Raw genomic sequence first — 17,977 nt, forward strand, 5'->3', positions numbered from 1 at the left:
GCGCCTGAGGTGGTTCCTGGCGGTGCGGCCGGGCGGCCCGCATACCGGAGTCGTACGTGGGTCGTCCGGTCGCGCCGCAAGGGGCCGCCTCAGGCCCGGCTATCGCGGACCCGGACCTCGACGCAGGCCCTAGGGATGCATCTTTCTGCTGCTCCGACCACTGGTCCAGAACCACAACCCGGCCACGACCAGCGCCAACACCCCCAGCCCGATCGCGCCGTCCGGGATCCCCCGCTCCTGCGGCTGCGCCTGCTGGTACTGCTGCGGCAACGGCGGGATCGACGGCGTGGGCGCGATCGAGGACGGCTGCGCGACGAGCGCCAGCGGGATCGCCTCGGTGTCGGCGAAGTCGACCATCCCGGTCGCTTCGAGCACCGTCATGTGGTCCAGCACGGTGTCCATACAGACCTTGGCGTAGTCGCGGATCGCCGTGTTGCGGGTGCCGGTGCGCACGGTGGCGAGGAACTTGTAGACCACGCCGTGCGCCGCCCGCAGCCGGTTCGCGAAGACCCGGTCGAACTCCTGACTGCGCGCGGGCGCGGCCTGCATCTCGTTCAGCCAGCCCTGCTGCGACTCGTTCGGCTGCGTCGGCAGCTGCACGCCGAACGTGCGGGAGAGGTCCAGGGTGCGGCGGTCGAGGTCGGCGTGCCCCTCGATGAGGTGCCGCCCGGCCTCCTGCACCTTCGGGTTCGCCGACTTCTCCAGCCCCATCCGCCCGGCGGGCCCCTCCCACAACCCCGCCAGAGCCACCTTCTGGAGCAGGTCGCGGCCGGCCGGGCCCATCGGCCCGAACGCGGTCTGCACGTAGTCGGGTCCGAGGTCCGGCTGCGCGACCGCGGGCTGCGCGCCCAGCAACAACGTCAGCACGGCGACGAGGAGTATGCGCATGCCGGGGGTTACGGACAGACCCCGACGGCCCGACCGTTGCACAGTGCAATGTTTATCGTTTCGTTACCCGCGACGAGCCCTGTAGAACTAGGCGGGTGAGCGATGTCGACGACCTGACCGACGCGGTCCTCACCGCGTCCCGCCTGCTGGTGGCCGTCTCGGCGCGCTCACTGGCCGCCGTCGAGGAGACGCTCACGCTGCCGCAGTTCCGGATGGTCGTCCTGCTCGACAGCCGCGGCCCGATGAGCCTCACCGCACTCGCCGACCTCCTCCAGGTCAACCCGTCCACGGCCAAGCGCATGATCGACCGGCTGATCACGTCCGGCATGGTCGACCGCGCGCCGAACCCCGCCACGAAACGCGAGGTCGTGGTCGTGGTGAGCGCCGAGGGCGGCCGGGTCGTCCGCGAGGTGATGGCGCGGCGCCGGGTCGAGGTGAGCACGATCGTCGCCCGCATGCCGGAGCACCTGCGGCACGGCCTGGTCGAGGCGCTGACCGCGTTCGCCGAGGCCGGTGGCGAACCGCGCTGGTCAGCCGCCGACGAGGCGCCGCAACGGTCCCGCGACCACGCCGAAGTCGACTGACGGGTCCAGCGCCCGGTGCAGCACGAGCCCGTCGATGGCCGCGCCGAGCAACAACGCCACCGCGTCCGCGTCCGGCACACCCGAGGACCGCAGCCAGTCGGCGATCCGCGCCCGGAAGTCCGCGACCAGCGCCGACAGACCGTCCCGCAAGGCCGGCAGCCGGTGCGCCGCGAGGAACGCCTCGGCCAACAGCAACGACTCGGGATCGGTGCCGGTGAAGCGGGCGAGGTCCGCGAAGATCCGGTCGATCCCCTCGGCCGGCGGCACGGCCCGCACCGCGTCCGCCGACTCGGCCAGGATCCGGGTGGCGAACCGCAGCGCGGCCGTCGAGAGCAGGTCGGACACCGACGCGAAGTGGTAGTGCACGAGCGCGGCGTTGACGCCCGCCCGTTCGGCGACCAGCCGCGTGGTCACCGCACCCCAGCCGACCTCGCCGACGAGTGCGGCGGCGGCGTCGATCAGTTGTTCACGGGTGCGGCGGCCGCGGTCGGCTGAGTTGGGCACCCGATCAACCTAGCTCGCCGACCGACTCAGCTTTCAGCTCGCTTCACGAACGCGTCGAGCACCTCGGCCCAGCCCCCGGTGTTGTCGCTGTGGGCCTGCGCGCGCAGCTCCTCCGAGCCGGCCAGCGACGCGAACCCGCTCTCCACGACCTTCAGCCGCACCGCCGAGCCCTCGGGCGTCAGCGTGAACTCGACCAGCGTCGTGTTGTCCTCGCTCAGCTCCTGCCCGCCGAACGCGCTGGCCCACCGGTAGGACACGAACGTCTGCGGCGTCACGGTCACCACCCGCACCGGGAAGTCGCCGTACTGGTCGTGGTGACACACGGTCGTCTCCCCCGCGACCGCGCTGCCGGACGGCTGGGACGCCACCCAGAACCCCGGCTCGGTCACCAGCTGCCAGACGCGGTCCAGCGGCGCCTCGATCAGGGTCTCGCGTTCGATCCGGTCCACGCTCACGACGGTTCCTCCACTCAGGACAACAACATGTGCAACCCCAGAGTTGCACATCCCCGATGGATGCGCAACTCCAGGGTTGCATGTTCCGCCCGCGCCCCGAACGCGGGTGGAAGCTACTTCCCGCCCTGCGCGTCCACGATCCTCGTGGTCACCGCGGACGAGCTGCGGACGGTGCCCTTCTTCAGGCCGCCCTTGTCGGCGGGCTGGTCCTCGGCGACGGTCTCGCGGCGGCCGATGTAGTCACCGTTGGCCGGGTCGACGATGATCTCCTCGAAGTCGTCGAAGTACTTCATGCCGAGCGCGACGCCCTGCTTGCCGTCGAGGTTGGCCTTCCCGTCGGTCACCACGAGACCGGGCAGAAGGGCGAGCGCACGGAAGATCGTCGCCCGCACCTCGGCCGAGTACTGCCCCGAGTTGAGCGCCTCACCGGCCTGCATCAACGCGCCCGAGTCACCCGCGTGCCCCTCCTCCTTGAGCTTGGCGAGCAGCAGGGCCGGGTCCTTCGGCAGCGCGGCGACGAACTCCGGCGTCGGGTTGGCGAAGGTGCCGTTCGTGCAGCGGTCCGGCTGCCCCTCGGCGTAGTAGGAGTAGTTGCCGCACTTGCCGCGGAACTCCTGGCCGTCCTTGAACGCGGTCGCGGCGTCCGGCTTGCCCTGCCCCTCGTGGCCTTCGAGCCACTTCACCGAGTTGATCTTGTTGCGGAGCATCCACTCGTCGCGCCGGTCGGCGGGGATCCACTGCTCCTGCACGAAGTCGCTGTAGCTCGCCTCCCCGGAGCCGAGCGTCACCATGATGCCCTCGTAGCGGCTGCGCACGTACCGGTACTGACCAGGGGCGATCGGCTGGTCGGTCACCCGGTCCGCGAGGTCGGCGGCCTTGATGAGCTGCTCGGCGGCGGACGCGGTGGGGCCGCCGCCCGAGCCGGTGCCGGTGAGGTCGACGGTGGAGGCGGCCAAGCCCGTGCCGGTCAGCACGGTGACGGCGGCCGCGGCCGCGATCCAGCGGCCGACGCGCTTCGGCTTCGCGGCAACGGGGGTGCGGGTCTGGAGTGCGGCGGCGAGCGCGGCCTTGCCGGCGGCGACGTCGAACTGGACGGGCTCGTCACCGGCCTTCGCGAGGGTGGCGTCGAGCACGCGGTCAAGGGTCTCTGGCTGGTCAGACATGGCTGTCCTCGGTGAAGTCGTGGGCGGTCGCGGCGAGACGGGTGCGCAGCCGGGCGCGGCCGCGGTGCAGACGGGTCCGCACGGTGGCCACGGGAACGTCGAGTGCCACGGCGATCTCGGCGGGCGTGAAATCCGCCCACGCGTGCAGCAGCAGCACCTCGCGTTCCTCGATCCGCAGCTCGGCGAGCCACGCGGTGAGCGGTCCGGCGAGGACGTCGGCGTCCGCGGCGGCACTCACCCGGTCACCGATGTCGGCCTCGTCGGTGCGGGCCGCGTGCTCCTTGCTCCACGCCCGCAGCTTGCGCTCCTCGGCGCGGACGTGACCGCGCAGCAGGTTCGTCGCCACGCCGAAGAGCCAGGCCCGCACCGCGTCGGCGTCGTAGGCCTGCCCGGCGCGCTGGTCCCAGAGCACGAGGAACGCCTCGGAGACCACGTCCTGCGCGGTGTCGGGACCGACCCGCCTGGCCACGTAGCGGTGCAGCCGCTCGGCCGTCGACTCGTACAACTCCAGCAGCGCGGCCTCGTCGAGCACGGCCGGCGCCACTTCTGGTGTCAGCGCCACGGGCGCCACCTCGGTTCGCACAGACCTACCTGGACGCAGGCCCCAGGAGCGTTCCCGACGTGTGCTCACCGCCACATCGTGGGTCAGCCGGTCAGAGTTCGCTGGGGAACGGGTGGCGGGCCGCGAACTCCGCCGCGGTCATCCCGAACATCACCATGTCGTGGTGGCGCCCGGCGAAGAACTCGTGGTCGCGCAGCCTGCCCTCCTCGGTGAAGCCGAGCTTGCGGTGCAACGCGATCGACGCGTCGTTGAACGCCCAGACGCCCGACTCGCACTTGTGGAACCGCCGTTCGCCGAACATGTAGCCGAGCAGCAGCCGCACCGCCTCCGTGCCGTAGCCGCGGCCCTGGTGCTGCTTCCCGATCGTGATCCCGTACATGAACCGGCCGGCGTGGTAGTCGGCCATGCCGGTCGACATCAGCCCGACCGGCACGCGGTCGGCGAGCGACTCGAGGGTGAGCATCATCTTGTCGTTCTCGGACTCCTTCAGCGCCAGCTTCTGCGCCCATTCCCGTTGTCCCGCAGCGGATCGCGGCGGCAGGACCCGCCCCGCCCTGCGCGCGTCGTCCGTGTCGGCGTCCATGGCGTGGAGCGTCTCCCAGTCGTCCGGTTCGACGCCGCGCAGCCGGACGAGTTCTCCTACCCAGAGAGAGGTCATGGGCTTGATCGAACGACCACCCGATCGTGTCTGGCAAGCCGATTACTACGATCGCCGGATGACCGCCTACGACGATCTCGAACTCGACACCACGGTGCTGCCGGAACGCCAGCAGATGATCCTGGTCGCCATCCGCGACTGGGTCGTCGAGCACGGCTACTCCCCCAGCACCCGCGAGATCGGCGAGGCCGTCGGGCTGAAGTCGTCGTCCAGCGTGTCGAAGCACCTGATGGCGTTGGAGGACAAGGGTTTCCTCAAGCGCGGCGGATCGGTGACGCGGCCGATGGACGTGCGGGTGTTCCTCAGCGGCACGCCGGTCGTGCCCGGGATGCCGTCGGGGGACTCGATCTCGGTGCCGGTCGTCGGTGACATCGCGGCCGGTGCGCCGATCTCCGCCATCGAGCACGTGGACGAGGTGCTGAACCTGCCGCGCGGACTGGTCGGGCGCGGCAGCAACGTGTTCGCGTTGCGCGTGCGCGGTGACTCGATGATCGACGCCGCGATCTGCGACGGCGACACGGTCGTGGTGCGGCAGACGCACGAGGCGTACAACGGGCAGATCGTCGCCGCGATGATCGAGGAGGAGGCGACGGTCAAGGTCTACCAGCGGCGCAACGGCCACGTGTTCCTGGAGCCGCGCAACGAGGCGTACCCGGTGATCGACGGCGACAAGGCCGTGATCCTCGGCATCGTCGTGTCAGTTCTGCGGAGCGTCTGAGAACAGCTGCTGGGCGACGGCCGCGCAGACCTGGGCGCCCGCCAGGTGGTCGGCGCTGCGGACGCGCGTGAGCACCGCGAGCGACCAGCCGTCCCACAGCGCGAGGCACGTGACGGTCCAGGTGGCGTCGTGCTTGGTCCAGCCGTTCTTGATCGCGAGCGGCTTGCTCTGGAGCGCGGGTGCCTGCGGGATGCCGAACCGGCCCTCCGGGGCGATGTCGCGCATCATCGCGAGCAGCTTGTCCCTCCACTCCGGACTGATCCCGGGGCCGAGCTCCAGGCACTGCCCGAGCCGGGCCGCGTCGTTCGCGCTCACCTGCGTCTTGGACCACCAGTAGGGCGTGATGGACGTCTCGGTCAGGCCGCAGGTGCTGATCATGCGTTCGACCGACTCGCCGCCGCCGAGTCGCTGGTAGAACGCCTGGGCGACCTTGTCGTCGCTCTCCCGGATCATCTTCGCCATCGCTCTCTCGTCCGCCGGGGACACCACCGAGTTCTGCGACGCGACGATGTCCAGCGCGAGCCAGGTCTTGATCATCGACTCGGTGAACGTGCGGATCTGCTGACCGCCGGTGAGCACGAGACCGTTGCCGCGCAACGCCCACGAGTACTCGCCGGCGAAGTCGACGGCGACGTGCTCGGGGTTCGGCTGCCACTTCTTCTCGACCACTTTGGACGGTGGGGGCGGAGGTGCGGCCACCACCGGGTCGGGCAGGGCCTGGTGCCCAGGCGACTGGCAGGCGGTCAGCAGCAGCACGAGTGCGGTCCAGCGCTTCATGGCCGCCGATGCAAGGCGGACCACGATGAAGAAACGACGAAGAGCCGGTCAGGCGGCCGTTCGAACGGGCGAATTCACGACGCCCGGACGGCGCCTTCATCGATCCTTCACAGCGATCCCGCAGGATGGACCGGGTGAGCGCGCGCATCCTGGTGGCCGAGGACGACCCGAAGCAGTCGCACCTGATCAGGGCGTACCTGGAGCACGAGGGCCACAGCGTGCTGGTGGCGCGCGACGGCAGGGCGGCGCTCGACCTCGCGCGGTCGCGCACACCGGACCTCGTGGTGCTCGACGTGATGATGCCCGAGGTCGACGGCCTGGACGTGTGCCGCGTGCTGCGCGCCGAGTCACGGGTGCCGATCCTGATGCTGACCGCGCGGTCGACCGAGGCCGACCTGCTGCTGGGGCTCGACCTGGGCGCCGACGACTACGTGGTGAAGCCGTACAGCCCGCGGGAGCTGGTGGCGCGGGTGCGGGCGTTGCTGCGGCGGTCGGGCGCGGACGAGGCCGCCGGGCCGATCCGGGTGCTCGACGTGGAGATCGACGCCGACCGGTTCGAGGTGCGGATCGGCGGGGAGCTGGTGGCGTTGACGGCGAAGGAGTTCGAGCTGCTGCGGGTGCTCGCGTCCGCGCCGGGGCGGGCGTTCTCGCGCGGTCAGCTGTTGCAGGAGACGTTCGGGTTCGACCACAACGTGCAGGAGCGGACGGTGGACGCGCACGTGATGAACCTGCGCCGCAAGATCGAACCCGACCCGGCGGCGCCGAGGTACGTGCTGACCGTGCCCGGCCGCGGCTACAAGTTCGCCGGATGAGCCGGTTCGCGTTCAAGATCGCCGCCCTGGTCGTCGTCACGGTCGTGGCGGCGGTGGCGGCGACGGCGTGGCTGACGTTGCGCGAGACGACCCGGCAGGTGGAGAAGTCCGTCGACATCGCCTGGCAGGAGCTCGACGACGTGGCCCAGGAGATCCGGGTGCACGGGCTGCTGCGCGGGTCGTGGGACGACCTCGGCTCGGTGCTGCCGGGGCTGGCCCAGCGCCTCGGGCAACGGGTGCGGGTGGTGCTGACGGACGGCACGGTGCTCGCCGACACCCAGCCCGGGACGTCACCGCGGCAGTCCGTCGCGGTGCAGACGCTGCCCGAGAACACCTACGTCACCGAGCTCGAGGCGACGAAGGCGCTCATCTCGTACGAGGTGGAGCTCGCGCTCGGGAGGTGCCTGCAGGCCCAGGGGTTGCGCATGCGGATCCTGGCGCGCAACGACGGCATGCCCGGCTTCTACACGGACGACCCGGTGCCCAAGCCGTGCCTGCCGGTCCTGGGCTTCGCCGAGTCCTCCGTCGCGATGAAGTGCGCCGTGGACAAGGGATGCGTGCAGCGCGAGTTCGCCGCCAGGCTCGCCGCCCTCATGCCTCCCCCGGTGCTGGTGCAGGCCGGGGCACTGGACCAGCCGCAGCAGGCGAAGGTGTCGCTGCTGCCGATCCTGCTGAGTGCCGGGCTCGTGGCGTTGCTCGCGCTCGTGGTGTCGTTGCTGATCAGCCGCGGGGCGTTGCGGCCGATCAGCGCCCTGGCGGCGTCGGCGCGGCGGCTCGGGTCCGGTGACCTGTCCGGGCGCGTGCCGGAGAACGGCGACCTCGTGGAGCTGACCCGCGCGTTCAACGCGATGGCGGACTCGTTGCAGCGCAGCCGGGAACAGCAGCACAACATGATCGCGGACATCGCGCACGAGCTGCGCACGCCGCTCGCGAACATCCGCGGGTACATCGAGGCCGTGCGGGACGGGGTGCTGCCCGCCGACGACGAGCTGTACCGGTCGTTGCACGAGGAAGCCCTGTTGCAGCAACGGTTGATCGACGACCTGCAGGACCTCGCGCTGGCGGAGTCGGGCTCGCTCGTCTACCACATGTCCACTGTGGACCTCGCGGACCTGCTGTCGACCTACCGCGCGGCCGGGGTGGTCGTCGACGCGCCCGAGCCGGTCGTGGTGCACGCGGACCACGACCGGCTCCGGCAGGTCGTGGGCAACCTCGTCACCAACGCGCAGCGGGCGGGCGCGTTCTCGGTGACGTTGCGCTGCCGCGCGGACGGGCAGTCGGCGGTGGTCGAGGTGGCCGACAACGGGTGGGGCATCGCCGCCGGCCACCTGCCGCACGTGTTCGACCGGTTCTGGCGCGCGGACAACGCCCGTGGCCGGGAGACCGGCGGACGCGGGCTGGGCCTCGCGATCGCGCGGGAGATCATCACCGCGCACCGGGGCAGGATCTCGGTGGCGAGCACGCTCGGCGTGGGCACGACGTTCACCGTGCGGCTGCCACTACAGGGCACCCCAATCGCGTGAGGTCAGGTGCTCGACGACCGCGTCCGCGGCGGTGGTCGTGCCTCGGGTGACGACGTAGAGGGTGTTGAGCGGCGGGATCTCCGGGTGGTGCAGCTGTTCCACCGAGCCCGCGGCGATCGCCGGGTCGGCCAGGTAGCGCGGCAGGGCGGAGACGCCGGCGCCCGCGATGACGGCCGCCAGCACCGCGCGCAGGTCGGCGACGGTGACGGCGACGGTGTTCTGCGGGCGTCGGCCGAACTCGCTGCGCCAGTACCGGCGCAGGATCGGCAGGGTGGCGTCGTAGGCGACGAGCGGCAGGTGTTCGAGCGCTCGTTCGGGGTCGGCGCGCAGCAGGTCCCGGTCGATCGTCCTGGCCAGCAGGGGCGGGCCGACCAGCACGAACTCCTCGTCGGTGAACGGGATCGCGGTGAACCCGGCCTGGGGACGGACGGATGACAGCACGACGTCGAGCTGACCGGCTTTGAGTGCCCTGAGCAGGTCTTCGGCGAGCCCGAACGTGACGTCGAGGTGGAGTCCCCTGCGGGTGAGCGGGGCGAGGGCGGCCAGGCCGCGGACGGTCATGAACTCGGCCGCGCCGCCGATCCGGACGGTGCCGTCGAGGGCCGCCGCCGGGTCGAGCGCGGTGCGGAGCTGGTCGAGGTGCTGGCCGATCCTGCGCGCCAGGTCGTCGGCACGGGGTGTGGGTGTGACCCCACGGCTGCCCCTCACGAACAACTCGCCCAACTGGCTCTCCAGCTTGGCGAGCTGACCGCTGACCGCGGGCTGGGTGAGGCCTCTCCGCGCGGCCGCGCTGGTGAGCGAGCCGCCCCGGTAGATCTCCAGGAACGTCTCCAGCAGATCGAGGTCCGTCAACCGCTGAGCCATAAGGCAGCTTATAGCTCCGTCTGCCCGTTCTGCTGATCTGTGATGTCCTGGGTGACATGAAGAAGCTGCTCATGGTCGTGTCCGCCGCCGACTCGCTGACGTTGGCGGACGGCACGAGTCATCCCACCGGGTTCTGGGCCGAGGAGGTCGTGGAGTCCGTCCGCGTGCTGCGCGAGGCCGGCGTCTCCGTCACCCTGGCGACGCCGGGCGGTGTCGTGCCGACGGTCGACAAGGCGAGCCTCGACGGCACGTTCGACGACGCCGTCGCCTCGCTGGAGGACCTGCGCGCGCCCGCCGTCCTGGCCGGCGTCCGGTCCGCCGACTTCGACGCGATCTACCTGCCGGGCGGCCACGGCCCGATGGCGGACCTGGCGTCCGACGCGACGCTCGGCGCGTTGCTCGCGGAGTTCCACGACGGCGGCAAGCTGGTCGCGGCCCTGTGCCACGGACCGGCGGGCCTGCTGAGCGCGGTCCGCGCCGACGGCACGTTCGTCTTCGCCGGCAAGGAGATGGCGGTGTTCTCCGACGAGGAGGAACGCCAGGGAGGCCTGGCGGTCCCCTACTCGGTCGCCGGCCGGCTCACCTCGCTCGGCGCGCGGATCTCGTCCGGTGAGCCGTGGTCGAGCACGGTGGTCGTGGACGGCGGGCTCGTGACGGGCCAGAACCCGCAGTCCACGGTCGCGACCGCGGCCCGGGTCGCGTCCCTGCTCTAGATGCTCTAGGCCAACGAGGCCGCGATCCGTTCCAGGAGGCGGCTTTCGTCGGACTTCGTGACCGGGACCTCGGACGGCGCGTTGTCCCACTCGACGTGGTCGATCTCCAGCACCGACCTCCGGTCGAAGTCGAGCGCCCGGTCACCCAGCTCCGGCTCGAGGAGGCCGATGACGACGCCCGTGTTCACGGTCGTGACCCCGGCCAGCAACGCCGCGTCGTACAGGTCCTTGGCCTGCGGGTAGGCGTCGGTCACGAGCCACTGGAGCTTCCACGCGAGCGACAGCTCCTGGCCCGCGGCGAGCAACGTCGTGCCGGCGATCTCGAGTGGTCGCGGCGCGATCGGGAGGTCCTCGTTGAAGACGAGGTCGATCTGGATCGCGCCGTCCGGGAGCCCCTCGACCTCGAACGGGAACACGATCCGCAGACCGGGCACCCGCTCGTACGTCCAGATCGGCTCCACTTCGGACGGTCCGACCAGCTCCCGCAGTCCCTGGACGAGCTCCTCGGCCTGCCGGCTCTGGAACGCGATGTCCTTCGGTGTCACCACGAAGTCGAGGTCACCGGGCTCGCGGGCCGCGTCGCCGAACCACTCGCGCATGACCGTGCTTCCGCGCAGCACGAGGTGCTCGGCCCACTTCGTGCCGCCGATGGCGTTGAGCGTCTGAGCCATGGTCTCGCGCCTGCGCTGAAGCCACCGCGCTCCGTCCGCGGGGTTGCCGAACTTCGGGTCTCCGCCGCGGAACGCGTGCTGGTGGTGCTTCATCGCCGGGTCGAACACCGCGCGTTGCCGGATGTCGTGCTTCGGCGTCAGCTTGAGCGGCTGGTAGGTGGCCGGAAAGCCCTTGATCCCCGCCGGTGCCTGCCGCAGCCGCTCGCTCGTGCTCCAGTTCATCTGGCCGTGGATCCAGCCGTCGTCGATGTGCAGCGCGTCGTCCTCCACGACGTACTCCTCCTCGACCTCCAGCACCTCGTAGGCCTTGAGGTCGTGCAGAAGCGCCTCCAGCCGTTGCTTGGCCGTGGCCCTGCCGACGCCGAAACACCGCTGCGTGATGAACCGCTCCTCGGTCCCGTCCTCCGACGTGCGCCGAGCGTTGCGGGAGGCTTTGGCCTCGTGCGGCTTCAACGCCTCGTAGAGGGCGAAGTACCAGTCGCGCCACTCACCCACGAGCCGCAGCTTCACGTGGTGCTCGAAGTACAGCGCCGGGTCGGCCTCGTCGTCGGTCTGCGGCACGCCCTCGTTCCACGGCGCCGCCTCGATCTTCACCCGCACCACGAACAGGTCGGCCTCGACCAGCCGCTGCCGCCACTGCTCGGCGGCCGCGCGCACCTCGTCGATCGTGCCCTCGGCCCCGACCGTCAGCATCGGTTGCGAAGGCGTGTTCCCGCCGTGCAACTCGATGTGGGTGAACTTGACCTGATGCTCCCGCGCGAACTCCGCCAGTTCGTCGACCTGCCACTCGGAGCCGGTCAGGTGTAACTCGAACTCTCCCGCGTACACGCTCTCCCCCTTCTAGACGACCACTTGCACCACCGCCAGCGCCGTCAGCAACGCGGGCCCCCGGCTCAGCTGCACGATGAGGCCGAGGGGCGTTGGCCCGAACAGTCCGAAGTCGACGATCGCCGCACCGTAATCCACCGGCGGCCGGGTAGCGATCCGATATGCGACGGCCACCGCCCCCACCGCCGAGATCACCCCGTTCACCACCGACACGTGCGGCGTGAACGCCACCGTCACCGCACACCAGACCACAGCCCCCGCCGCCGGGATCACCAAGTGCGCCAAGCGAAGCGGCCGGTCAGGCACCCCCAACGCACGGCGAAGGGCAGGCGACCGGCACACCGCTTTCAGCCCCGCGGCCAGCCGGTCCGTGGCGAAGAAGGCGGCGACGAGGTGCACAGCGGGAACTCCTGCCTGCTCGCCGCCGAGGGCCACCAGCGCGGGGGCGGGCAGAAGCGCCGCCCAGACGAGGAACGCGTTGGGCGCACGGCGAAGGCGGAGCACGTCCGTCCAGGCAAGGGCAAGGACACGAGACCGGGCAGCCTCCCTCGTCCGACTGCCGAGCGACGACTTCACGCGTCCAAGAGCGCGAGCTCGGCGTTCGGCGAGGACGGCTCCGAGCAGTGCGAGGTCGAACCAGCTCACCGACACCCGCGCCACCCCGGCCAGCGCGCCACCGGCCACCAGATCGGACCGCCGCAGCCGCCCCACCGACACGACCGCGACCGCCGTCAGCCCGAGCGCCACCGCCCACAAGCCCGCAGGCCACCCGTCCAAGCCGAGCACGGACCGCCCAGCCAAGCCGAGCACGGACCGCCCAGCCGAGCCGAGCCCGTCACCCACCCCGAACGCCCCAGCCGAGCCGTTTCGCTCCGCCCCCGGCCATCCTGCGGGCACGCCGAGCCGGCCGGGAGGCACCAGCAGCGCGACCACCGCCAGTCCCACCAGCCCGCTCAACCACCCCTGCGGCGCCACCCCGGCCCGTTGCAGCACCACGGCCCCGGCCACCACCGCCAGCCCGGCCGCGGCCCCGAGCGCCGTCGCGACCACCGGCGGAACGACCGCACCCACCACGCCGAACACCACGGCAGGCCAGACCGCGCCGACCGCCGCCCCGAAACCGAGCAGCACCACCAGCCGGGGCCGCAGCAACCCGCCCCGCGACACCGGCGCGCTCAGCACCCAGAACAGCCGGTCCGCACCCACGAACACCGGCCCGAACGCCAACGCCACCTTCATCAGCACGGTAGCGCCCACCACCGACAACCAGAGCGCCGTCCACGCGCTCCCCGCCTGCGGCGTCTTCGTCAGACCGGCGGACACCAGCCCGTACCCGACCGCGGCGACGATCGAGAAGTTGACCAGCCACGAGTACAGCCGGGCCACCCGGAACCGCCACGGCACCGGCACGGCCAACCGGCGGGCGACGGCGAACGCGGTCACAGCGTGACGGTCCGGCACGCCACGGCCTCCACCAGCGCGTCGTCGTGCGACGCGAACACCACGGCCACCCCGGCGGCCTTCTCCGCCAGCAGCCGGTCGCGCAGCCACGCCCGGCCGGCGACGTCGAGCCGTTGCTCGGGTTCATCCAGCACGAGCACCGACCGCGGCCGCACGAAACAGGAGGCCAGCCCGAGCCGGTGCCGTTGCCCGGAGGACAGCGTCGGCGGCAACTGGTCCGCCACCGCTGCGAGCCCCAGTTCTTCCACCACCCCCTCGACGTCCACGGGCGACCTGTGCAGCCACGCCAGCAACCGCAGGTGCTCCACCACGGACACGTCCGGGAAGTAGTCGGCGTCGTCCAGCAACGAGGCGACCGCCGCCCGGAACCCGCCGGACGCCTCGTCCAGCTCGGCGCCCTCGAACAGCACCGAGCCGGTGTCCAGCACCTCGGCCCCCACCAGGCACCGGAGCAGCGTCGACTTGCCCGAGCCGTTGCGCCCCACCACGGCGACCGCCTCGCCGGAGCCGGCGACGAAGGACAGACCTGCGAAAACGGGGACTCCGCCGTAGCCGAAACCGGCGTCCCCCACGCCCAGCGACATGTGATCAGGGTAATGGGAATGAACGCGGCACCCCTGCGTTACAGTAGATGCAGACGCATTAGTCACCGTCAGGTGACCTAATACAGAAGGAGGCGGGTGCCGTGCAGTTCGGAATCTTCTCGGTGAGCGACATCACCAGGGACCCGGTGAGCGGCGAGACCCCCAGCGAGGCCGAGCGGATCGACGCGATCGTGCAGATCGCCGAGAAGGCCGAGGAGGTCGGGCTCGACGTGTTCGCGATCGGCGAGCACCACAACCCGCCGTTCTTCTCGTCCTCGCCGACCACGCTGCTCAGCCACATCGCGGCGAAGACCAAGAAGCTCACCGTCAGCACCGCGACGACGCTGATCACCACGAACGACCCGGTGCGCATCGCCGAGGAGTACGCGATGCTCCAGCACCTGGCGAAGGGCCGCATGGACCTCATGCTGGGCCGCGGCAACACCGCACCGGTCTACCCGTGGTTCGGGGCGGACATCCGGCAGAGCCTGCCGCTCGCGCTGGAGAACTACAACCTGCTGCACCGGTTGTGGCGCGAGGACGTCGTGGACTGGGAGGGCAAGTTCCGCACGCCGTTGCAGGGCTTCACCAGCACGCCGCGACCGTTGGACGACCTGCCGCCGTTCGTGTGGCATGGCTCGATCCGCACGCCGGAGATCGCCGAGCAGGCCGCCTACTACGGCGACGGGTTCTTCGCGAACAACATCTTCTGGCCGAAAGAGCACTACATGCGGCTGATCAAGTTCTACCGTCAGCGGTACGCGCACTACGGCCACGGCACGGAGAAGCAGGCCATCGTCGGCCTCGGCGGGCAGGCGTACATCGCGAAGCGGTCGCAGGACGCGCTGAACGAGTTCCGCCCGTACTTCAACGAGGCCCCCGTCTACGGTCACGGGCCGCGGATGGAGGACTTCATGGAGCAGACGCCGCTGTCCGTCGGCAGCCCGCAGGAGATCATCGACAAGACGCTGACCTTCCGCGAGCACTTCGGCGACTACCAGCGCCAGATGTTCCTGATGGACCACGCCGGCCTGCCGCTCAAGACCGTGCTGAACCAGCTCGACCTGCTCGGCGAGGAGGTGGTTCCGGTGCTGCGCAAGGAGATCGAGGCGCGCCAGGACCCCGAGACCGCCAAGCCGCCGACGCACGCCAAGCGCCTGAAGGACAAGTACGGCGACGGCCCGGCCCGCCAGCCGAAGCCGAACGCCAACCGCGGCGACAACGTCACGGGCGGCTCGCCGTACCAGGATTCGGAATGACTCGTGCGAACGAGGCGTGGGAGTCGCTCATGAAGGCGTACTCCGTGTTGATGAAGCAGTTCAACGCGGAGGACATCTGGGGCGACCTGACCATGCGGGAGTACGACGTGCTGTACCAGCTGTCCAAATGCGACGGTCCACTTCGGATGAGCGAGCTGAACCGCCACGTGCTGCTGAGCCAGCCCGCCCTGTCCCGCATGGTGGAACGCCTCGTAGAACGGGGTTACGTCGAACGGTGCCCCGACCTGGGCGACCGCAGGGGTGTGCGCCTGTCGCTCACCCCCGCGGGCCGGGAGACCCAGCGCCGCATCGGCCTCCCCCACGCCCGCAGCGTCACGCGCGCCCTGAGCGTGCTGACCGCAGCAGAACTAGACCAGCTCGCCGCGATCACCGGCAAGCTCAGCCAGAGCGAGGAGTAATGGGCCAGAACTTCCAGCTGGTGGTGGTGTCCGCCGGCACCAGCGACCCGTCGTCCACCCGCCTGCTCGCCGACCGCGTCGCCGGCCGGGTCACCACGCTCGCCGGCAAGCGGGCGCAGGCCGTCGGCACGTCCGTCGTAGAACTGCGCGAACTCGCCTCCGAGATCGCGAACGCGCTGGTGTCCAACCACATCGGCCCCAAGCTGCAGAAGGCGATCGCCACCCTGCAACACGCGGACGCGATCGTCGCGAGCACCCCGGTCTACAAGGCGGGCGCGAGCGGCCTGTTCACGTCGTTCTTCCAGATCCTCGACAACGACCTGCTGATCGCCAAGCCGGTCGTGCTGGCCGCGACCGCCGGCACCGCCAGGCACGCGCTGGTCGTCGACGACCAGATGCGCGGCCTGTTCGCCTACCTGCGGACCGTGGTCGTGCCGACGTCGCTGTTCGCCGCGACCGAGGACTGGCAGGACAAGGGCCTGAACAAGCGCATCGACCGCGCGGCCCTGGAACTGGTGGCGCTCATGACCTCGGGCTTCGAGAAGACCGTCCGCGACGAGTCATGGGGCGCCTACCAGCACGAGTACGGCAGCGCGGGCGGCACCGAGCTGTCGATCGACCTGGACTCGGACCTGATGAAGCTCGCCGCGGGCGGCTCAGCCGGCCCAGTCGGTCCGGCCAGTTCTGTCGGTTCTGTCGGCTAGAAGTCCGCACCACGCGACAACTTCTCGTTCTCGCGCAGCTCTCCCAGAGCACGCTCGTGCAGCGCAACGGCGGCGTCGAACGCGGCGTCGCCGAGCACGATCCGTTGCGGGACAAGGCGCGAGCGCTTCACCCGCAGCCGCCTCGGCCAGCCTCCTCGAGGTGCCCACCGACAACGCCGCCGAACAACTGCTGGCGGCGAACGTCGGCTTCACACTCACGCTGATCTCCCAGCCAACCCCGAACTTCCGCCTGTCCGAAAGGTCCGCGAGGCCGCGCCTGCAGGCGTCCTGCACACGGCACCGTCCGACACACCGGCGCGAGCGAGCGCCACGCCCACCCTGCGTGCGCTGGTCACCGACGACCCTGGCGACCTCACGCCGGGCGAACGCGCACTGCTCGGCGAACTGCTGAACCACCTGGCCCACTAGCCGCGCGGGCCAGCCGCCTGGTGATCGGACCGACCACGAGCCACCCAGGCTGACCGTTCAGCCAACCGCCGGCCATCCGGACGGGCCGCGAGCCAGCCGTTCAGCCAAACCACCAGCAGTCCAGACCGGCTACCAACCGGCCAAGCCAGAAGTCCAGCCAACCCACCGGCCGTCCGGACAGGCCGCGAACCGACCACGCCAGCCGTTCAGCCAACCCGCCAGCCGTCCAGACAGGCCACGAACCGGCCAAGCCGACCGTCAGTTCAGGTAGGGCTCGATGTCCTCGAACTCGGCCACCTGCCGCACCTCGACCGACATCTCCTCCACGCCCACGAAGCACGTGATGTACTCCTCGGCCACCGCCGTCGCGGCGGCTAGATCCGCGGCGGTGATCAGCAGAAACCCGCCGACGACCTCCTTGGCCTCCGCGAACGGTCCGTCGGTCGACCTGACCGCCGCCCCGCGCCTGCGCACCACGGCGCCGACCTTCTGCACGCCCTCGGCGCCGAGCATCACGCCGTCCGCGGTCAGCTTCTCGACGAACGCGTTCATCCGCTCGATCAGCTCGGGCGTCGGCTCCCACGAAGCCGGGTCGTCCTGCTGAACCCGGTGCATGAGCATGAACCGCATGGTCTCTCCTCGTTGTCGACTGGCGGCGTGGATCACCGCCACCCCTGCGTCGATCGACGTCACGGAGCTTTCGACATTTTCGCCATGATGGCCAGGTGAGATTTTCGCGGCTGGTCGTGCCCCTGCTCTGCATGTGGCTGTTCGGCAACCTCTACGAGCAGGTCGTGTGGAATCCGCAGCTGCTCGCCGACCCGCGCCCAGGCTCCCTCGTGGGCGTGTTCGCGGCGGGCAGCCCGGTCTACTACTACCTGCCGTGGGGACCGCTCGGCGTCGCGCTGGCGTTCGCCACGCGAGCACCCCGGCCCGCGCTGGCCTGCCTCGTGATCTCCGTGGCGCTGAAGGTCGTGCTGATCACGCAGGTCAACCCCGTGTTCCGCGACCCCGCCGTCACCCGCGAGGTCGTGCACCACAACGCCGTGCTGTGGGCGTTCGGCAACGCGGTCGTGGTCGTCGCGATGGCGGCCGCGATCCTGCTGATCCAGCGCGACCGGCTTCGCCCACCGCCCCAGGCCCTGGCTCACTCCGGCTGAACCTGAACGCCGCTCCACCTGGACGCCGCTTCGTCCGAACGCCGCACTTTCTGGGTGCCGCTCCCGTGCGGATTCGGCTGCTCGGGACGTGTGCCCACCGCTCCCCCGCGCGATTCCTCCTGACGCAACGCGCGGACCCCGGTTTTGGTTCCCGCTCTATCCACAGGCTACCGAGAACCGAGTATCACCAGGTCAGCGCGACGCAAACCTGTGGACAACTCGCGATCAAGAAAACCGGCGG

General features: G+C 70.6%; 22 protein-coding genes. 9 read left to right on the forward strand and 13 right to left on the reverse strand.

The features are described 5' to 3' along the window. Positions 1–129: 129 nt before the first annotated feature. Positions 130–888 (reverse strand): DUF4142 domain-containing protein, encoded by a 759-nt coding sequence (locus ACFWNN_RS06730; protein WP_382438894.1) that lies wholly within the window; start codon positions 886–888, stop codon positions 130–132. Positions 889–983: 95 nt separating this feature from the next. Between ACFWNN_RS06730 and ACFWNN_RS06735 the strand changes: the two genes are divergently transcribed. After that, entirely contained in the window at positions 984–1,472 is a 489-nt protein-coding gene (locus ACFWNN_RS06735) for a MarR family winged helix-turn-helix transcriptional regulator (RefSeq protein ID WP_382438895.1), read from the forward strand. Here ACFWNN_RS06735 and ACFWNN_RS06740 read toward each other — a convergent pair. The 5 genes from ACFWNN_RS06740 to ACFWNN_RS06760 form a co-directional block, all read right to left on the reverse strand. Beyond that, complete coding sequence (locus ACFWNN_RS06740; RefSeq protein ID WP_382438896.1) at positions 1,419–1,976, reverse strand: TetR/AcrR family transcriptional regulator; 558 nt, start codon at positions 1,974–1,976, stop codon at positions 1,419–1,421. The two genes, ACFWNN_RS06735 and ACFWNN_RS06740, sit on opposite strands and share 54 nt — an antisense overlap. A 26-nt stretch (positions 1,977–2,002) precedes the next feature. Then, positions 2,003–2,431 carry an SRPBCC domain-containing protein gene (locus ACFWNN_RS06745; RefSeq protein WP_382438897.1) on the reverse strand — a complete coding sequence of 143 codons (429 nt, stop codon included), beginning with the start codon at positions 2,429–2,431 and terminating at the stop codon, positions 2,003–2,005. A gap of 113 nt (positions 2,432–2,544) precedes the next feature. Beyond that, positions 2,545–3,594, reverse strand: a complete 1,050-nt coding sequence (locus ACFWNN_RS06750; protein ID WP_382438898.1) for a CU044_5270 family protein — start codon at positions 3,592–3,594, stop codon at positions 2,545–2,547. Then, entirely contained in the window at positions 3,587–4,177 is a 591-nt protein-coding gene (locus tag ACFWNN_RS06755; protein ID WP_382438899.1) for an RNA polymerase sigma factor, read from the reverse strand. Before ACFWNN_RS06755 ends, ACFWNN_RS06750 begins: the two co-directional genes overlap by 8 nt. A gap of 70 nt (positions 4,178–4,247) precedes the next feature. Next, complete coding sequence (locus ACFWNN_RS06760) at positions 4,248–4,814, reverse strand: GNAT family N-acetyltransferase (RefSeq protein ID WP_382438900.1); 567 nt, start codon at positions 4,812–4,814, stop codon at positions 4,248–4,250. Between the two features lie 58 nt (positions 4,815–4,872). Here ACFWNN_RS06760 and lexA point away from each other — a divergent pair, with 58 nt between their 5' ends. Continuing rightward, complete coding sequence (gene lexA, locus ACFWNN_RS06765; protein ID WP_382438901.1) at positions 4,873–5,532, forward strand: transcriptional repressor LexA; 660 nt, start codon at positions 4,873–4,875, stop codon at positions 5,530–5,532. On the opposite strand, the gene ACFWNN_RS06770 is transcribed toward lexA, so the two are convergent. Beyond that, the gene (locus tag ACFWNN_RS06770; protein ID WP_382438902.1) at positions 5,512–6,309 is read right to left on the reverse strand and encodes a serine hydrolase; all 798 of its coding nucleotides are present in this window, start codon (positions 6,307–6,309) and stop codon (positions 5,512–5,514) included. The genes lexA and ACFWNN_RS06770 overlap by 21 nt on opposite strands. 134 nt (positions 6,310–6,443) lie before the next feature. On the opposite strand from ACFWNN_RS06770, the gene ACFWNN_RS06775 reads away from it, so the two are divergent. Together ACFWNN_RS06775 and ACFWNN_RS06780 are read left to right on the forward strand one after the other, a co-directional pair. Continuing rightward, entirely contained in the window at positions 6,444–7,121 is a 678-nt protein-coding gene (locus ACFWNN_RS06775) for a response regulator transcription factor (protein WP_382438903.1), read from the forward strand. Further along, complete coding sequence (locus ACFWNN_RS06780) at positions 7,118–8,644, forward strand: sensor histidine kinase (protein ID WP_382438904.1); 1,527 nt, start codon at positions 7,118–7,120, stop codon at positions 8,642–8,644. The genes ACFWNN_RS06775 and ACFWNN_RS06780 overlap by 4 nt, the downstream gene beginning before the upstream one ends. Here ACFWNN_RS06780 and ACFWNN_RS06785 read toward each other — a convergent pair. Beyond that, a complete protein-coding gene (locus ACFWNN_RS06785; RefSeq protein WP_382438905.1) occupies positions 8,621–9,508 on the reverse strand; it encodes a LysR family transcriptional regulator in 888 nt (295 codons plus the stop codon). The two genes, ACFWNN_RS06780 and ACFWNN_RS06785, sit on opposite strands and share 24 nt — an antisense overlap. Before the next feature lie 56 nt (positions 9,509–9,564). On the opposite strand from ACFWNN_RS06785, the gene ACFWNN_RS06790 reads away from it, so the two are divergent. Next, positions 9,565–10,221, forward strand: a complete 657-nt coding sequence (locus ACFWNN_RS06790) for a type 1 glutamine amidotransferase domain-containing protein (protein ID WP_382438906.1) — start codon at positions 9,565–9,567, stop codon at positions 10,219–10,221. A 5-nt stretch (positions 10,222–10,226) separates the two neighbouring features. Here the strand turns inward: ACFWNN_RS06790 and ACFWNN_RS06795 are convergent, their stop codons facing one another. Genes ACFWNN_RS06795 through ACFWNN_RS06805 form a run of 3 tightly spaced genes read right to left on the reverse strand, consistent with a single transcriptional unit; the run spans position 10,227 to position 13,765 of the window. After that, positions 10,227–11,720 carry a nucleotidyl transferase AbiEii/AbiGii toxin family protein gene (locus ACFWNN_RS06795; protein WP_382438907.1) on the reverse strand — a complete coding sequence of 498 codons (1,494 nt, stop codon included), beginning with the start codon at positions 11,718–11,720 and terminating at the stop codon, positions 10,227–10,229. 12 nt (positions 11,721–11,732) lie between these two features. After that, positions 11,733–13,163 (reverse strand): DUF6297 family protein, encoded by a 1,431-nt coding sequence (locus tag ACFWNN_RS06800; protein ID WP_382438908.1) that lies wholly within the window; start codon positions 13,161–13,163, stop codon positions 11,733–11,735. Then, entirely contained in the window at positions 13,160–13,765 is a 606-nt protein-coding gene (locus ACFWNN_RS06805; protein ID WP_382438909.1) for an ATP-binding cassette domain-containing protein, read from the reverse strand. Before ACFWNN_RS06805 ends, ACFWNN_RS06800 begins: the two co-directional genes overlap by 4 nt. Positions 13,766–13,866: 101 nt before the next feature. On the opposite strand from ACFWNN_RS06805, the gene ACFWNN_RS06810 reads away from it, so the two are divergent. The 3 genes from ACFWNN_RS06810 to ACFWNN_RS06820 are packed head-to-tail and all read left to right on the forward strand — an operon-like array spanning position 13,867 to position 16,147. Continuing rightward, entirely contained in the window at positions 13,867–15,024 is a 1,158-nt protein-coding gene (locus tag ACFWNN_RS06810) for an LLM class flavin-dependent oxidoreductase (RefSeq protein ID WP_382438910.1), read from the forward strand. After that, positions 15,021–15,443, forward strand: coding sequence for a MarR family winged helix-turn-helix transcriptional regulator (locus tag ACFWNN_RS06815; RefSeq protein ID WP_382438911.1), 423 nt, complete (start codon positions 15,021–15,023; stop codon positions 15,441–15,443). The genes ACFWNN_RS06810 and ACFWNN_RS06815 overlap by 4 nt, the downstream gene beginning before the upstream one ends. Then, positions 15,443–16,147, forward strand: coding sequence for a CE1759 family FMN reductase (locus ACFWNN_RS06820; protein WP_382438912.1), 705 nt, complete (start codon positions 15,443–15,445; stop codon positions 16,145–16,147). The genes ACFWNN_RS06815 and ACFWNN_RS06820 overlap by 1 nt, the downstream gene beginning before the upstream one ends. On the opposite strand, the gene ACFWNN_RS06825 is transcribed toward ACFWNN_RS06820, so the two are convergent. Both ACFWNN_RS06825 and ACFWNN_RS06830 read right to left on the reverse strand, forming a co-directional pair. After that, positions 16,144–16,278: a hypothetical protein gene (locus tag ACFWNN_RS06825; RefSeq protein WP_382438913.1), complete on the reverse strand. Its 135-nt coding sequence runs from the start codon at positions 16,276–16,278 to the stop codon at positions 16,144–16,146. The two genes, ACFWNN_RS06820 and ACFWNN_RS06825, sit on opposite strands and share 4 nt — an antisense overlap. Before the next feature lie 556 nt (positions 16,279–16,834). Further along, entirely contained in the window at positions 16,835–17,206 is a 372-nt protein-coding gene (locus ACFWNN_RS06830) for a YciI family protein (protein ID WP_382438914.1), read from the reverse strand. Between the two features lie 95 nt (positions 17,207–17,301). On the opposite strand from ACFWNN_RS06830, the gene ACFWNN_RS06835 reads away from it, so the two are divergent. Continuing rightward, positions 17,302–17,736, forward strand: a complete 435-nt coding sequence (locus tag ACFWNN_RS06835; RefSeq protein ID WP_382438915.1) for a hypothetical protein — start codon at positions 17,302–17,304, stop codon at positions 17,734–17,736. The last annotated feature ends 241 nt before the right edge of the window (positions 17,737–17,977 follow it).

Source organism: Lentzea sp. NPDC058450, from assembly GCF_042721395.1.
GTDB lineage: Bacteria > Actinomycetota > Actinomycetes > Mycobacteriales > Pseudonocardiaceae > Lentzea.

Bases quoted from the DNA above. Each gene is read 5' to 3' on its own strand.
- lexA (WP_382438901.1), top strand. From the start codon at position 4,873: ATGACCGCCTACGACGATCTCGAACTCGACACCACGGTGCTGCCGGAA.
- ACFWNN_RS06785 (WP_382438905.1), bottom strand. From the start codon at position 9,508: ATGGCTCAGCGGTTGACGGACCTCGATCTGCTGGAGACGTTCCTGGAG.
- ACFWNN_RS06730 (WP_382438894.1), bottom strand. From the start codon at position 888: ATGCGCATACTCCTCGTCGCCGTGCTGACGTTGTTGCTGGGCGCGCAG.
- ACFWNN_RS06815 (WP_382438911.1), top strand. From the start codon at position 15,021: ATGACTCGTGCGAACGAGGCGTGGGAGTCGCTCATGAAGGCGTACTCC.
- ACFWNN_RS06830 (WP_382438914.1), bottom strand. From the start codon at position 17,206: ATGCGGTTCATGCTCATGCACCGGGTTCAGCAGGACGACCCGGCTTCG.
- ACFWNN_RS06770 (WP_382438902.1), bottom strand. From the start codon at position 6,309: ATGAAGCGCTGGACCGCACTCGTGCTGCTGCTGACCGCCTGCCAGTCG.
- ACFWNN_RS06805 (WP_382438909.1), bottom strand. From the start codon at position 13,765: ATGTCGCTGGGCGTGGGGGACGCCGGTTTCGGCTACGGCGGAGTCCCC.
- ACFWNN_RS06760 (WP_382438900.1), bottom strand. From the start codon at position 4,814: ATGACCTCTCTCTGGGTAGGAGAACTCGTCCGGCTGCGCGGCGTCGAA.
- ACFWNN_RS06780 (WP_382438904.1), top strand. From the start codon at position 7,118: ATGAGCCGGTTCGCGTTCAAGATCGCCGCCCTGGTCGTCGTCACGGTC.
- ACFWNN_RS06820 (WP_382438912.1), top strand. From the start codon at position 15,443: ATGGGCCAGAACTTCCAGCTGGTGGTGGTGTCCGCCGGCACCAGCGAC.
- ACFWNN_RS06790 (WP_382438906.1), top strand. From the start codon at position 9,565: ATGAAGAAGCTGCTCATGGTCGTGTCCGCCGCCGACTCGCTGACGTTG.
- ACFWNN_RS06750 (WP_382438898.1), bottom strand. From the start codon at position 3,594: ATGTCTGACCAGCCAGAGACCCTTGACCGCGTGCTCGACGCCACCCTC.